Origin of the sequence: Paenarthrobacter nitroguajacolicus, assembly GCF_007786235.1 — a bacterium.
GTDB lineage: Bacteria > Actinomycetota > Actinomycetes > Actinomycetales > Micrococcaceae > Arthrobacter > Arthrobacter nitroguajacolicus_A.
Window position 1 is genome coordinate 1 of record NZ_VNFK01000019.1, and the last position, 14,201, is coordinate 14,201.

At 63.6% G+C, this 14,201-nt stretch carries 12 protein-coding genes and 1 pseudogene; 10 read left to right on the forward strand and 3 right to left on the reverse strand.

The genetic code is table 11. From position 1 onward, the window contains the following. Positions 1–324: pseudogene (locus FQP90_RS19250) on the forward strand (pyridoxal 5'-phosphate synthase lyase subunit PdxS); the annotation flags it as partial. 5 nt (positions 325–329) lie between these two features. Continuing rightward, positions 330–554, forward strand: a complete 225-nt coding sequence (locus FQP90_RS19255; RefSeq protein WP_144652679.1) for a hypothetical protein — start codon at positions 330–332, stop codon at positions 552–554. 20 nt (positions 555–574) lie between these two features. On the opposite strand, the gene FQP90_RS19260 is transcribed toward FQP90_RS19255, so the two are convergent. Continuing rightward, positions 575–1,507: a LysR family transcriptional regulator gene (locus tag FQP90_RS19260; RefSeq protein ID WP_144652680.1), complete on the reverse strand. Its 933-nt coding sequence runs from the start codon at positions 1,505–1,507 to the stop codon at positions 575–577. A gap of 170 nt (positions 1,508–1,677) precedes the next feature. Between FQP90_RS19260 and FQP90_RS19265 the strand changes: the two genes are divergently transcribed. Together FQP90_RS19265 and FQP90_RS19270 are read left to right on the forward strand one after the other, a co-directional pair. Then, entirely contained in the window at positions 1,678–2,982 is a 1,305-nt protein-coding gene (locus FQP90_RS19265; protein WP_144652681.1) for an aromatic ring-hydroxylating oxygenase subunit alpha, read from the forward strand. Then, the gene (locus FQP90_RS19270) at positions 2,979–4,388 is read left to right on the forward strand and encodes a ferredoxin reductase (RefSeq protein WP_144652682.1); all 1,410 of its coding nucleotides are present in this window, start codon (positions 2,979–2,981) and stop codon (positions 4,386–4,388) included. The genes FQP90_RS19265 and FQP90_RS19270 overlap by 4 nt, the downstream gene beginning before the upstream one ends. Positions 4,389–4,421: 33 nt before the next feature. Here FQP90_RS19270 and FQP90_RS19275 read toward each other — a convergent pair whose 3' ends face one another. Next, the gene (locus FQP90_RS19275; RefSeq protein WP_144652683.1) at positions 4,422–5,753 is read right to left on the reverse strand and encodes a helix-turn-helix transcriptional regulator; all 1,332 of its coding nucleotides are present in this window, start codon (positions 5,751–5,753) and stop codon (positions 4,422–4,424) included. 148 nt (positions 5,754–5,901) lie between these two features. On the opposite strand from FQP90_RS19275, the gene hxlB reads away from it, so the two are divergent. Beyond that, the gene (gene hxlB, locus FQP90_RS19280; RefSeq protein WP_144652684.1) at positions 5,902–6,495 is read left to right on the forward strand and encodes a 6-phospho-3-hexuloisomerase; all 594 of its coding nucleotides are present in this window, start codon (positions 5,902–5,904) and stop codon (positions 6,493–6,495) included. A 48-nt stretch (positions 6,496–6,543) separates the two neighbouring features. After that, positions 6,544–7,167, forward strand: a complete 624-nt coding sequence (gene hxlA / locus FQP90_RS19285) for a 3-hexulose-6-phosphate synthase (RefSeq protein WP_144652685.1) — start codon at positions 6,544–6,546, stop codon at positions 7,165–7,167. On the opposite strand, the gene FQP90_RS19290 is transcribed toward hxlA, so the two are convergent. Beyond that, positions 7,148–9,343 carry an amylo-alpha-1,6-glucosidase gene (locus FQP90_RS19290; protein WP_144652686.1) on the reverse strand — a complete coding sequence of 732 codons (2,196 nt, stop codon included), beginning with the start codon at positions 9,341–9,343 and terminating at the stop codon, positions 7,148–7,150. The two genes, hxlA and FQP90_RS19290, sit on opposite strands and share 20 nt — an antisense overlap. A gap of 281 nt (positions 9,344–9,624) precedes the next feature. Between FQP90_RS19290 and FQP90_RS19295 the strand changes: the two genes are divergently transcribed. From FQP90_RS19295 to FQP90_RS19310, 4 genes are all read left to right on the forward strand, one after another. Continuing rightward, positions 9,625–9,963, forward strand: a complete 339-nt coding sequence (locus tag FQP90_RS19295; protein WP_144652687.1) for a hypothetical protein — start codon at positions 9,625–9,627, stop codon at positions 9,961–9,963. A 103-nt stretch (positions 9,964–10,066) separates the two neighbouring features. Beyond that, positions 10,067–11,458, forward strand: a complete 1,392-nt coding sequence (locus FQP90_RS19300; protein ID WP_144652688.1) for a cryptochrome/photolyase family protein — start codon at positions 10,067–10,069, stop codon at positions 11,456–11,458. 170 nt (positions 11,459–11,628) lie between these two features. Continuing rightward, entirely contained in the window at positions 11,629–13,128 is a 1,500-nt protein-coding gene (locus FQP90_RS19305) for a CoA-acylating methylmalonate-semialdehyde dehydrogenase (protein WP_144652689.1), read from the forward strand. Beyond that, on the forward strand, positions 13,128–14,192 hold the full coding sequence (locus FQP90_RS19310) for an enoyl-CoA hydratase/isomerase family protein (RefSeq protein ID WP_144652690.1): 1,065 nt from the start codon (positions 13,128–13,130) through the stop codon (positions 14,190–14,192). The genes FQP90_RS19305 and FQP90_RS19310 overlap by 1 nt, the downstream gene beginning before the upstream one ends. The last annotated feature ends 9 nt before the right edge of the window (positions 14,193–14,201 follow it).

Here is a 14,201-nt window from a genome sequence, read left to right on the forward strand (position 1 = left end):
GAGCTCCAGGCCCCGTACGAGCTGGTCAAGGAAATCGCCGCGACCGGCAAGCTCCCCGTGGTGTTGTTCACTGCCGGTGGCATCGCGACCCCGGCTGATGCTGCGATGATGATGCAGCTCGGTGCCGACGGCGTGTTTGTTGGTTCGGGGATCTTCAAGTCCGGCAACCCGGCAGAGCGTGCGGCCGCCGTCGTGAACGCTACTGCCTACTATGACGATCCCGATGTCATCGCCAAGGTCTCCCGCGGCCTGGGCCAAGCAATGGTCGGCATCAACGTCGACGACATCCCCCAGCCCCACCGCCTCGCAGAACGCGGCTGGTAAGCGAAATGACGGACATTGGTCTGGTCAAAACCGTCCACGGCCGCGGCCTGCGCAAGGACTGGGCCCAGCTGACCGGCCACACAGTGGAGGTGTGGTTACTGGGCGACCATATTCTTACCGGCGTCGTGGAGCAGGCCGCGGACGATGATTCCGTGCTGTGGATCGCGGCGGCGGGTCCTTCCACCCGGAGGCTGTTCGATAAGTCGACGGGTTACCAGGTCTGGGCCTGAGGTACCAAGCCCTATGGACTTCACCGGTCGTCTTCGGGGCGGGCGGCGAGGATTCGTTTGGCGCTGGTCTGCAGGATGCCCAATGACTCCTGAATCAGGGGCGAGGCAATGCTGCCCCTGCGGACTGCTGCCACGATGCGGCGCGCGGGTTTCCCCTTGCCCGTAAGGCGTAGCCGCACCACATTCTCAGCGCTGTGCAGCGGCGCCAGCCGGGGCAACAGGCCAACGCCTAGCCCGGCCCCTACGAACGCGATCTGGGTCTCCCATTCAACGGCTTCGTGGGCAATCCGCGGTGTTACCCCCACTGCCGTGAACGCCGCCGTGAACAACGAGTGGTAGGTGGACCCGGCCGCCTCCGTGATCCAGGGTTCCGACGCCAGCTCTTCGAGTGTCACCGTTTGCCGTGAAGCCAAGGGATGGTCGGCGGGAATGATGACGTCCAGTGGATCGTCGAGCAGGACCGTCTGCTCGAAGCGGGGGTCGTCCTCGCCGTAGGTATCGGACTGCATGGCAACAATGACTGCCAGATCGATCCGCTCTGCAACAAGCAGGTCGAAGCACCGAGACGGATTTGCCTCCAGGACCTGTACCTCCAGCTGGGGGCGGGTGGAGCGCAGCGTGGCGGCGAGCGGCGCGAGCAACTGGGCGGCCGCCGTCGAGAATCCGCCCAGGCCAAAATGGGACTGCACTTGGTCGCCGGCCTCCATTGCCGCGGCGCGCAGGCTTTCCCATTCGGCGATAAGTTTGTCCGATCCCGCCACCAGAAAGCGTCCTGTGGCGGTCAAACGCACGCCCCGGCCATCCTTGGTCAACAGTTGCATCCCCAGTACGCGCTGGAGTTCGCGCAGCTGCGCTGAGACGGCGGAGGGGGAGTATCCCGTGAGCTCGGCAGTGGCCCCCACGGTGCCGCATCTGGCGAACACCCGCAGTGTTATGAGCCTCTGATCGATCATGCACCTATCATGCACCCATTGCGCATGGTTATCTCCTAAATATTGCGCTTTTGTTGCAGTGCAAACGTCCCTAATCTCGTACTACGAAGACTTCGATAACGCCGCCTGCGACGATGCATCCGCGGCCCCCCAAGAACCCCAAACTTACCCAGCCTCCCGGGAGGAAACCCATGACTGCTCCAGTGAACTCGCCCCTCAAATCACGCGGAAAACTCGCTTCGTCGTTGCCTGCTGAGCAGCTGGCGGAGATCAGCGCCCTGTTCGAGTTCCGACGCACCGGCTACTCCTTGGATGCTCCCTTCTACACCGATCCCACGATCTTCAAGATCGACATGGAAGCAATTTTTGGCGAGCACTGGATTTTTGCCGGCAGCGTGGCCGAGCTGCCGGAGCCGGGGGACTACATCACGGTCGACTATGGGCCCTACTCCCTGATTGTGCTGCGCAACGACGATGGCGGCGTCAACGTCCTGCACAACGTTTGCCGCCACCGCGGCGCCCGCGTCCTCACTGAAGCCGCAGGGTCAACGGGAAACCTGGTCTGCGGCTACCACTCCTGGACCTACTCTCCCGAAGGTAACCTCATCCATGCTTCGGCTCCGGGGGAAACAAAGTTCGACAAGGGCTGCTTCGGCCTCAAGCGCGCCCACAGCCGCGTAGTGGCCGGACTGATCTTCGTCTGCATCGCCAACGAACCACCCACCGACTTCGACGAAACCTCAAAGATCTTCGAGCCGTACCTGGCGCCCCACGATCTGTCGAAGACGAAAGTGGCCTACCAGCAGAACATCATCGAAGAGGGCAACTGGAAGCTCGTCATGGAGAACAACCGTGAGTGCTACCACTGTGACGGACACCCGGAGCTCGCCTGTTCGCTCTTTCCCACCTGGGGACTGACGGAGGGCCTGATCCCGGCGCACCTCGAAGAAGTGTGGGACCGCAACAAGGAAGCCCAGTCCTCGCTCGAGGAGCGTTGCCGCCGCTATGGCCTGCCCTACGAGGTGGTCGAGGAGCTCGACACCCGTATCGCCGGAATCCGTATCTCACGTGAATCCCTCGACGGCGAGGGCGAATCGTTCTCGGCCGATGGGCGCAGGCTCTCCAAGAAGCTGCTCGGTGACCTGCCGGACTTCCGCCTTGGCCGTTGCTCGATGCACCTCCAGCCCAACAGCTGGTTCCACTTCCAGAGCGATCACGTCATCACGTTTGGCGTTTTCCCGGTCAACGAACACCAGACGCTTGTACGCACCACCTGGCTGGTAGCCGACGATGCCGTAGAAGGCGTTGACTACGACCTGGACAAACTCACCTACACCTGGAAGCAGACGAACCTGCAGGACAAGGCGTTCGTGGAGTTGTGCCAGACCGGCGCCGGCAGCCCCGCCTACGAGCCCGGCCCGTACATGAAGAGCGAGTACCAGGTGGAGGCGTTCATCAACTGGTACGTGCAGCGCGTCCAGGAGCACTTGGCATGATTGAACTCCTCACCGAGACGGCAGTCCAGGAGCCACAGCGCATTCGCGGTCTTGAGATGCCCTGGAACAGGGTGATGGGCAGCACCGAGGCGCCGGCCCGGGCTGCCCGTGCATTGGGCCCCTGGCATCCCCAGGAGTTCATGGCCGAATGCGTGGAGACCGTTCCCGAGTCGGGCGGCTTGATGACTTTCGTGTTCCGCCGCTGCGATGGTGCGCCCCTGGCGTTCCGTGCGGGCCAGTACGTCAATGTCGCTTTCCCGGTGAACGGCGAGGACCAGGACCCGGTGGACCGCAGCTATTCGCTGTCCAGTTCCCCCACCGAGCCGTGGACCTTCAACATCAGCGTCAAACGCGACCCCACCGGACTGGTTTCACCGTGGGTGCACCAGAACGTCAAACCGGGCACTGTGCTGGAGATGCTGGGACCGGTAGGCGCATTCCACCTACCCGATGCCGACCGGCGGGCGCGGTATCTCCTCCTGGCCGCCGGCGCAGGCATCACCCCCATCATGTCCATGGTCCGGACCATCCACTCCCTGCCCGGACATGCCGACGTCGTGGTGCTCTACCACGGAGCGGAGGCTGGAGGCTTTGCCTTCCACAAGGAGCTGGCCTACATCGCCTCCGTGGACTCGCGCATCAGGGTCTTCTACTCACTGGGCGACCGCAACAAACCCGAGGGGTGGGAAGGGCTCAGCGGAAGGCTGACGGCAGCCATGCTGGATGAAGTGGCCCCGGATGCCAACGGGCGCCAGGTCTATGCCTGCGGCCCCGAGGGTTACTTGAATACCGCCACCGAGCTCCTGGGGAAGGTTGGCGTTGACGACACCTCCATTTACATGGAGTTCTTCTCAGGAGATCGTCAGACGCTCCTTGAATACCAGGCGGAGCTGGCGCTCGCAGTGGACATTGCCGAAGAAATTGCCGAGGAAATCGCCGATTCCGCCGAGGACTACTACGAAAGCCAGCCCGCAGCGTTCGGACTCTACGAGCCCGGCTACGACGCTGAGGGGCCCCTGAAGGCCACAGGTTTGCCGCTGGAAACCGTCGACCCGGACGTGGCCGAAGCGTCCGACGGCGGTTCGGCTGCGGAAGCGGAAGCAGCGCCACCCGATGCTTCGAGCTTTGAAACAGTCGGAACGGGTAGCCTCACCCTGTCCTTCATGCGCACCGGCATTAATGTGCGGATCGACCCCACCGAGCACATCCTGGGTCCGGCCCAGCGTGCGGGCGTTCGGATCGGCGCGAACTGCAAGGAGGGCATGTGCGGCTCCTGCAAGGTGGTCAAGCTGTCCGGAGAGGTCGACATGAACCACCAGGGCGGAATCCGGGCGCGGGAAATCGATGCGGGCAAGTTCCTGCCCTGCTGTTCCACCGCGCAGACTGACATGGTGATCGACGCCTAGCCGCTATTCGGGTGCTCCGGTCAAAACCGGCGACTACCGGAGTCCCGCACTGTGGGCCAACGCAATGGCCTCGGTGCGGGACCGGACGTCCAGCTTCCGGAAAAGATTCCGGAGGTGGAACTTGACAGTGTTTTCGCTGATGCCAAGGTCCGTGGCAATAGTGCGGTTGCGCTGGCCGGCGGCCAGCAACTGAAGGACCTCAAGTTCCCTGGAAGCCAAGCCCCACTCAGCGACATCCCCTGCGGGAGTCGGCGGCGGATCCAAAGGCAGGACCACGGAGATGTCGGCGCCCCACCCCTGCATGATGTCCACGCTCATGGTCCCGTCCACGGCCTGCACACGTTGCAGCAACCGTTCAAGGGTGGGTGCTGCAGGGGAAAGCTCCCCACCGCCGTCATCCCTGACGTTGATCAGCAGGTTCTCGCCATCACAGTCCCACTGTGTCCGGACCCGATGGACATTGGACTGTTCGGCGATGGCCAGGACCAAACCGCGAACCACAGCCCTGGCGGCGTGGGCCACCTCGCCGGGCAGGGCCCTTCCCTTGGCGGGCGGCTCGACGAACTGGATGTCGATGTTGCTGAAGTGCATGAGTGGCCGCAGGTCCTCCCGAAGCCTTTCGAAGGCCGTGGCAACAGGCTCTTCCACGAGATTGCTGGTGCGGTCGTTGAGCGTTCGGAGGCCCACCAAGGCCTTGACGGTCACATCGGTCACCAATGTGCGGGCAGCGTGATCGTCCAGGGAGTTCGACCGAAGGGCCGCCAGAACCGTCTCCAAAGTTGTCGAGTGCTGGTCCACCAGCTCGCCGGTGACGCGGACACGCTCCGCTGATGCGGCCCGGGACTCCAGGAGATACGACGGCGGCGCGTCGCTGACCTTCTCTTGGATGCGCGCCGCTGCCAGCCGCCAAAAGTAGTTCACCATCCGTAGTGCTGCGCTGTCCGTATCCGCAGCCGCGTTCGCCGGCGCTGGAGCGGGATCGGTAAGGACCAGCAGGGCGTTGCTTGGTGCGTAGCGGAAGGCCAGGACTTCCCGTTCCTGGCCTCCAATGACAGCGGGCCCCCGCCACGGTCCTTCACCTTCCAGCGCGGCACGTAACCGGTCCAGTTCCGGAATGGAGACCCGGCTGACGATGTCCTCCGCACCGGCTTTCTTCTGCGGGCGACCCGTGCAGTCCTCAGTGAAGATCACCAGGGAGCTCGACGCCAGGAACGGAAGAGTGGCGGTGCGGAGCTCTTCGGCGATCCGCATCAAGGGTGCGGTGGTCAAGGACGCAATGGCGTCCAGCAGGGGCCACGGGAGGTCGTGGCCGGAGGGCTTGATGCTGACATGCGGCGCCGGCTGGGCATCGGTGGGCTGGGACATAACACCAGCCTAGAGGCGTCTCTTCGCATTGACTACCCAAAAGGATGGTCAGAACCGTCCTTTCTTGGCGTTACTCCCACCCGATTCACTCGAAAGAATGAGGACGTAGCCCATTGATGGGAGCAGAACCTACCCGCGAGGAGTGAAAGTGAATGTCACCGCAGAAGCAACAACAACCGTCAGCCACAGCGACGTAGCCGGCAACGCCTCCCTGATCCTTGGCGAGCTTGCGGAGGTTGCAGCCGGCGTTGACTACGGCCAGGTGGCACATCTGGCCATCAGGATCCGAGAGGCTGACCGGGTTTTCCTGGCTGGAGCCGGCCGGAGCGGGTTGGTGTTGAGGATGGCAGCCATGCGCCTCATGCACCTTGGCAAGACAGTACATGTTGCCGGCGACACCACAACGCCTGCCATCCGGGCAGGGGATTTGCTGGTGGTCGCTTCCGGTTCGGGTACTACGTCCGGCGTTGTGAAGGCAGCTCAAACCGCCCTCGCCGCCGAGGCCCAGGTATCTGCCATCACTACCAACTCCGCTTCTCCCTTGGCCGGCCTCGCCGATTCCGTGGTGGTTATCCCCGCTGCACAGAAGACGGATCACGGCTCCGATGTTTCCCGGCAGTACTCCGGCAGCCTCTTCGAACAGTCCCTTTTCCTGGTAACCGAGGCCGTCTTCCACACTCTCTGGGAGGCCACGGATGAACCAGCCGAGCAGCTGTGGTTGCGCCACGCCAACCTCGAATAAAACCCCTTGTTTTCCGCCTCCAACCCCGCAAAAGAAAGAACCAACACCATGAAACTGCAAGTCGCACTCGACCTCCTGACCACCGAAGCAGCCCTGGAACTGGCCGGCAAAGTGGCCGAGCACGTGGACATCATCGAGTTGGGCACGCCGCTGATCAAGGCCGAAGGCCTCTCCGCCGTCACCGCCATCAAGGAAGCACACCCCACCAAGATCGTCTTCGCGGACATGAAGACCATGGATGCCGGTGAACTGGAAGCCGAGATCGCCTTCAAGGCCGGTGCAGACCTGGTGTCCGTGCTCGGAACGGCGGACGACTCCACCATCGCCGGTGCCGTCAAGGCAGCGCAGTCCCACAACAAGGGCATCGTCGTGGACCTGATTGGCGTCGCTGACAAGGTCACCCGCGCCAAGGAAGCCCGCGTCCTCGGGGCCAAGTTCATCGAGTTCCACGCCGGTCTGGACGAGCAAGCGCAGCCGGGCTACGACCTGCGTGGACTGCTCAACGCCGGTGAAGAAGCCCGTGTTCCGTTCTCTGTTGCCGGTGGCGTCAACGTCTCAACCATTGCGGCCGTGCAGTTGGCGGGCGCCGACGTCGCAGTAGCCGGCAGTGCGATCTACAGCGCCGCCGATCCGGAGCTGGCCGCGAAGGAACTCAAAGCCGCCATCCAGTAAGGTCAGGCGGTCTTCGGGTGGCTTTCTCCGGTGGCTTCTGAAGATCCGCCCGCTCCACAAGCTCTGACATCCACGGACGTTGACCATGGTGGATTGTGAGGCCTTCCGGTATGCCGTACACGGTGGACTCCGTTCCGGAGGCATCAATAGTGATCCGGGCATCGCCCATGGGGGCGTTGCTGATGTGGAGGTCTCCGAAGGAACGGGGCAGAACGGGGTCCAGCCAGATGCCGCCAAGGGAGATGTGGGTGTCGTACCGCATCAGGCTGGTGACCACGTGGATGGGAGTGGTGGCAGCCCATGCCTGTGGGGAACAGGCTGTGGGGTACGGCACGGGCTCCCTGAACTGTTGGCGGTCAAAGCCGCAGAAGAGTTCGGGGAGCCGGCCGCCGGAGTACTCGGCGGCTTCCAGCAACGCGGTGCCGATGCGTTGGGCTTCTTCAACGAAGCCGTAACGAAGGAGCCCGGACATGATCAGGGCATTGTCATGGGGCCAGACCGAACCATTGTGGTAGCTCGCAGGGTTGTAGGCGCCCATTGTGCTGGCTAGTGTCCTGACTCCCCATCCACTGAACATCTCTGGAGACATCAGGTGCTCCACCACGGACGGGGCCTTGTCGTCATCAATCAGGCCAAACCAAAGGCAATGGCCCATGTTGGAAGCGCACGCATCAACGGGCCGCTTGTCGCGGTCCAGGGCAACGGCGTAGTAGCCCTTGTCCGGGAGCCAAAACTCATCGTTGAACTTTTGCTTGAGACGATCCGCGCGTTCCCGCAGCTCGGATGCCAAAGCGTGGTCGCCGTCGTCGTAAGCCATCCAGGCCCGCGCCACATAAGCGCCGTGGACGTACGCCTGGACTTCGCACAGCGCCAGCGGTGGTTCCGCGATGGTGCCGTCCGCGAAGTTGATGCCGTCCCAGGAGTCCTTCCATCCTTGGTTGATGAGGCCGTGCTCGTTGGGGCGGCCATATTCCACGAAGCCGTCACCATCGCGGTCGCCGTAGTCGCTGATCCATTGAAGCGCGCGGTCGGCGTTGGGGAGCAGCGCGGAAATGGTGTCCTTGCCAAAGCCCCAGCGGCTCACCGAGCCCAGGACTACGACGAACAGCGGGGTAGCGTCCACGCTGCCGTAGTAGGCGGACTTCCCACCGAGTGCTTGGCCGCTGCTGACGTCCAGCCGCACCTCGTGCAGGATCTTGCCGGGTTCCTCTTCCGTGGCCGTGTTCACCACGCTCCCTTGGCGGTCGGCCAAAGTGCGCAGGGTACCCAGGGCCAGGGAAGGATCAACGGGCAGTGCCATTTCTGAAGCCCAGAGGGAGTCCCGGCCGAAGAGCGTCATGAACCACGGCGCTCCCGCGGCCACAACCACACGGTCGGGGTGGTCCGGGTCCTGGATCCTGAGGGCGCCCAGGTCCTCGTAACTCCGGCGGAGGGTGCGCTCGATGGAACGGTTGCCCACCTGGAGCACCGGTATCTTGGCCACCCACTCTGCCCGACGCCGGTCACTGGGGGACATGTCGCCACGGCCCGGGTGAGCGAAAGGAATGGACTGTCCGTCCAGTGCAGGCACAACGCTGACCCGTGTGCTCCACTTCCCGTACGGCGGAATACTTGTCCGGAATCCCAAGGCTTTGGCGCCGACACCAGCTCCCTCGGCGCGGATTGTCACGCTCTTCCGCACGCCTTCCCACTGCCCGCGGATTTCCAGGGAGTCGTTCTCCAGGCGCCGGGTTTCTTTCCATTCACGCGTGATCCGGGCTTCCTTAACTTCAAAGAGATCCGCGAAGTCTGCCTCAACTGTCAACGTGATGCTGCATTCTGCTGCTTGGCTTGAGTAGTTCCGGATGGTGATTTCCTCAAGGATGCCCGCTCCGACTTCGCGCAACCTCTCAACCAACAGGGGACTGTCCGCGTAACCATCCGAGCGGGGAACCCGGCCCGCAAAGAGGGCGCGGTAAGGCTCCCGGGTTTCTGCTGCCAGGGGTTCGATCATCTGACCGTTGATGGTCAGCTCCCATCGGGAAAGTATCCGGGTGTCCAGGTGGAAGACGCCGTGGGGAAGTTCGGAGTGAATGTCTCCGTTGGCGGAGGAAATGCAGAAGGACGAGCCTTCCACCAACGTGACCGTTCCCGTTCCCAGCGGCCCCGCTGCGGTGTCGGCATTCCATCCAGCCACTTTGATGCTCCTTACCACTGAGCTTGCGGATCGCTTGAGCTTGGCGCCCGCTGCGCGGGGCGGCCTGCTGCAAGGATGTAACCGACGCTACGCCGGAGAGCGTGCGGGCACCAGAGGTGGGCAGTTCTCAAGTCCTTTTGCGAAGAGAATGACCTGTTGGAAACTCAGAGTTAATCTTTCTCCCGGTTGCTCACGGGTTGAAGAGGGCTATAGTGAGGGAACAGGACATTCGCTGATGCAGCCCGGCGGCCCGCTTTTCTTCCGACGCCGGAGGCCCCGCAATGACCGACACCCAAATCAGCAGCTTCATGCGCGACTGCGTGGTGTTCGAGGACGACACTGAGAAGGGCCTGGACTTTGACACCTTCTATGGCCTCTACATCAGTTGGTGCGTTCTCGGGCGCAAGATCCCCATCCCCGATTCCGCTTTCAAAACTGCCCTGACCCTCGAAGGCATCAAGCCCATCAAGGAAAACGGCCGGCGGATCTATCCGGGCCTGAGCATGGTGGGACCTGCCGCGAGGGACTACGTAATAAACGCCGTTCCCATGTGGACGGAGACCGCCACCGATCTCCAGGTTTCAGAGATCCGCCAGGAAGCTGTGGCTTCCATCGCCTGACCCACTCGCCTGACCCGCTCGACAGTGAGCGTCCAGCCCATGCCCCTAGGATTCAATAGGGGTGTGGGCTGTTCCCATTTCCGGGTCCGTTGAAAGGAAGTATGTGAAGCCGTCCATCGTATGGTTCCGTGACGACCTGCGCGTCGCCGACAACCCGGCCTTGCGCGCAGCTGTTGACGACGGCGCGGCAGTAGCCCTTTACGTCCTTGACGAAGAATCGCCAGGCATTCGCCCGCACGGTGGTGCGGCGCGCTGGTGGCTGCACCATTCGCTGGCCTCGCTCCGTGGGGACCTCGACGCCCTCGGGATCCCTTTGTTGCTGCGGCGCGGACCCGCGGCCGACGTCGTACAGAAGACCACGACGGCGATTGGTGCCGGAGCGCTGTACTGGAACCGCCGGTACGGCGCCGCAGAGAGAACGGTCGACGCCGGCATCAAGACCTGGGCGGGCGACTCTGGACTGCACGTGTCCAGTTTTCAAGCCTCCCTCCTGCACGAGCCCTGGGAAGTGACCACCAAGACCGGCGGGCAGTACAAGGTCTTCACCCCTTTCTGGCGCACCATCTCCGCGCAGGACTTCCGTGAGCCGTTGCCTGCGCCCGTCGCGGGCCATGGGTTCACGGGTGAATTGCCCGCCTATGACCAGTTGGAGTCATGGCACCTCCTGCCCACCACACCGGACTGGTCGGCGGGACTGGCGGAGGCTTGGACGCCGGGTTCGGCTGCAGGCCATCAACGGCTTGCCGAGTTCGTGGGCAACGGGCTGGGCGAATACAGCGAAGGGCGCAACCGGCCGGATACGGACGGAAGCAGCAGGCTCTCCCCGTACTTGCGCTGGGGTGAGCTCAGCCCGTTCGAGGTGTGGCACGCCCTGGGTTCCAAACGCTCGGAGAGCTCCTCGATTTACGCCTCCGAATTGGGGTGGCGAGAATTTTGCTGGCACCAGTATTTCCATAACCCGCAGCTGGCCACCGCCAACCTTCGCCCCGAATTCGATAGGTTCCCGTGGGCCTGGCCGGGAAGTAACGGCAGTCAAGGGAAGCACCCCGGCCACCAGACCGCACCCCAGGAGCTGCGCGCCTGGCAGCAGGGCCGTACCGGGTTCCCCATGGTGGACGCCGGTCAGCGGCAGCTATGGCACACGGGGTGGATGCATAACCGCGTGCGCATGGTGGCGGCGAGTTTCCTGGTGAAGAACCTTGGTATTCATTGGCAGCTCGGCGAGCAATGGTTCTGGGACACCCTGGTGGACGCGGATCCGGCGTCGAATCCGGCCAACTGGCAATGGGTGGCGGGCTCCGGGGCTGACGCCTCCCCGTTCTTCAGGATCTTCAACCCGGAGGCCCAGCGAACCAAGTTCGATCCGCAGGGCAAATACATCGCCCATTGGATCCCCGAGTTCGGCACGCCCGACTATGCCGAGGAGATCGTGGATCTCAAGACCACCAGGGCCGAGGCGCTGGAGGCGTACAAGGGGATGAAGGAAGTCCACTAGCCGCTCCACAAGCAATAGGGCGGCGGAAAAACCGCCCTCTGGAAATTAGTAGGAAGTCCGAGTATATTCGGGTTCAGAGATGACCTGGATCACAGTTGGTCACGTTCCCCGCAGCGGTCCCAGCACCCAGCGGCACGGCAGTCATTCACGATGCAAAGGAGCATTCCACCATGGTGCGCGAGCTTTCACACTACGTAGACGGCCAAAGGATCGACGGCACATCGGGCCGCTTCAGCGACGTCTACGATCCCTGCACGGGCGAAGTCCAGGCCCGGCTTCCGCTGGCCAGCGCCGACGAGGTTCGCAACGCCGTCGCAAATGCCGAGAAGGGCCAGCTCGAATGGGCGGCGATGAACCCGCAACGCCGGGGACGCATCCTGCTCAAGTTCGTGGATCTGGTCAATGAGAACATGGACGAGCTCGCCAGGTTGTTGTCCTCGGAACACGGCAAGACGTTTGCGGATGCCAAGGGCGACATTCAGCGTGGAATCGAAGTTGTCGAGTTCTCCGCCGGGGCACCGCACCTGCTCAAGGGCGAATTCTCGGACAACGCCGGCCAGGGGATCGACGTCCACTCGCTGCGCCAGCCCTTGGGTGTCGTCGCAGGCATCACGCCATTCAACTTCCCGGCCATGATCCCGTTGTGGAAGTCCGGCCCGGCGCTCGCGGCCGGCAATGCCTTCATCCTGAAGCCCTCGGAACGGGACCCCTCTGTTCCGTTGCGCCTCGCCGAGCTCTACAGCGAAGCCGGCGTGCCGAACGGTGTCTTCAACGTCATCAACGGTGACAAGGAAGCCGTGGATGCGCTGCTTGAAGACCCGCGCGTCAAGGCCATCGGCTTTGTGGGCTCCACGCCCATCGCCCAGTACATCTATGCCACGGCAGCTGCGCACGGAAAGCGCGCGCAGTGCTTTGGTGGGGCGAAGAACCACATGGTGATCATGCCCGACGCCGACCTCGACATGGCTGCCGACGCCCTGATCGGTGCCGGGTACGGTTCCGCAGGCGAACGCTGCATGGCCATCTCCGTAGCGGTGCCCGTTGGCCAGGAAACGGCCGACGCCTTGATGGCCAAGCTGACCGAACGCGTCAAGGACCTGAAGGTGGGCCACAGCCTGGACAAGGACTCCGACTTCGGGCCGGTCGTAGCGCAGTCTGCCAAGGAACGCATCGAGGGCTACATCCAGTCCGGCGTGGACGAAGGCGCAACCCTGGTCACCGATGGGCGCGGACTCACCGTGGACGGCTATGACGGGGGCTTCTGGGTGGGCCCCACGCTGTTCGATAACGTCACCAAGGACATGAAGATCTACAAGGAAGAGATCTTCGGACCCGTCCTCAGCGTGCTCCGCGCAACTGACTACGACGAAGCGCTCAGGCTCTGCAGCGAGCACGAGTTCGGTAACGGCGTCGCAATTTTCACCCGCGACGGCGACTCCGCCCGCGACTTCGCCAGCCGCGTCGAGGTGGGCATGGTGGGCATCAACGTGCCCATCCCCGTCCCGATTGCCTACTACACGTTCGGCGGTTGGAAGGCGTCCGGCTTCGGCGACCTGAACCAGCACGGCGCCGACGCCTTCCGCTTCTACACCAAGACCAAGACCGTGACGTCGCGGTGGCCCTCCGGCATCCGCCAGGGCGCCAGCTTCATCATGCCGGCAGGCAGCTGATGGGGGCTGGGGAGACAGAAGACGAGGTCCTCTTCGAACGCCGCGGCCACCTTGGCATCGTGACGCTCAACCGCCCCAAGGCAGTCAATGCATTGAATGCCGGCATGGTGAAAGCCATGCTCCGGCAGTTGACCGCCTGGACGGACGACGACGCGATTGCCACGGTCCTGGTGCGTGGCGCCGGGGACCGCGGGCTATGCGCCGGCGGCGACATCGTAGCCATCTATAAGGACATGTTGCACGGCGGCACGGAGACGGCCGAATTCTGGGCGGACGAGTACCGGCTGAATGCTTTGATAGCCCACTATCCCAAGCCCTACGTGGCCTTCATGGATGGGCTGGTCCTGGGAGGGGGCGTTGGCGTCTCGGCCCACGGCTCGGTCCGTGTCGTCACTGAGCGGACCCGCACCGGGATGCCGGAAACCACCATCGGTTTCGTGCCCGACGTCGGCGGCACCCTGTTGCTGTCCCGTTCCCCGGGCGAGGCAGGAACCCACGCTGCATTGACGGGCGCCCACCTGTCCGGCGCGGACGCCCTGTTCCTCGGACTCGCGGACCACTTCGTGCCGTCCGAAAGCCTCCCCGCGCTGGCTGAAGCGTTGGAAAGCTCGACGGCGGAGGCCGCCGTCGAGCGCTATGCCCAAGCGGCGCCGGACTCGGCGCTGGCGGGACAGCAGGAGTGGATCGACGCCGCCTACGCACACGACGATGCCGAGGAAATCGTGCGGAGCCTTCGTTCCGGTTCCGCCGAGGCTGTTGCTGCCGCTGACACCATAGAGGCGAAATCGCCCACCTCGGTGAAAGTCGCTCTGGAGTCGCTGCGGAGGGTCCGGGGGCTTTCCCTCGAGGAAGCGCTGGACCAGGAATACCGTGTTGGGCTGCGGTGCCTGGCCGGGCCTGACTTCCGCGAGGGGATTCGCGCGCAGGTGGTGGACAAGGACCGCAACCCCCAATGGAAACCGGCCACGCTCGCAGAAGTGCAGCCGTCCGACGTCGAGGGCTACTTTGCGACGCTGGGCGACCGTGAGCTGGGGCTTGCAGCCAGTCCAGTCCAGTCGAATTGAAGGAGACGA

Coding starts and splice junctions, on each gene's coding strand:
- FQP90_RS19295 (WP_144652687.1), top strand. CDS start 9,625: ATGACCGACACCCAAATCAGCAGCTTCATGCGCGACTGCGTGGTGTTC.
- FQP90_RS19310 (WP_144652690.1), top strand. CDS start 13,128: ATGGGGGCTGGGGAGACAGAAGACGAGGTCCTCTTCGAACGCCGCGGC.
- FQP90_RS19265 (WP_144652681.1), top strand. CDS start 1,678: ATGACTGCTCCAGTGAACTCGCCCCTCAAATCACGCGGAAAACTCGCT.
- FQP90_RS19255 (WP_144652679.1), top strand. CDS start 330: ATGACGGACATTGGTCTGGTCAAAACCGTCCACGGCCGCGGCCTGCGC.
- FQP90_RS19270 (WP_144652682.1), top strand. CDS start 2,979: ATGATTGAACTCCTCACCGAGACGGCAGTCCAGGAGCCACAGCGCATT.
- FQP90_RS19260 (WP_144652680.1), bottom strand. CDS start 1,507: ATGATCGATCAGAGGCTCATAACACTGCGGGTGTTCGCCAGATGCGGC.
- FQP90_RS19275 (WP_144652683.1), bottom strand. CDS start 5,753: ATGTCCCAGCCCACCGATGCCCAGCCGGCGCCGCATGTCAGCATCAAG.
- hxlA (WP_144652685.1), top strand. CDS start 6,544: ATGAAACTGCAAGTCGCACTCGACCTCCTGACCACCGAAGCAGCCCTG.
- FQP90_RS19305 (WP_144652689.1), top strand. CDS start 11,629: ATGGTGCGCGAGCTTTCACACTACGTAGACGGCCAAAGGATCGACGGC.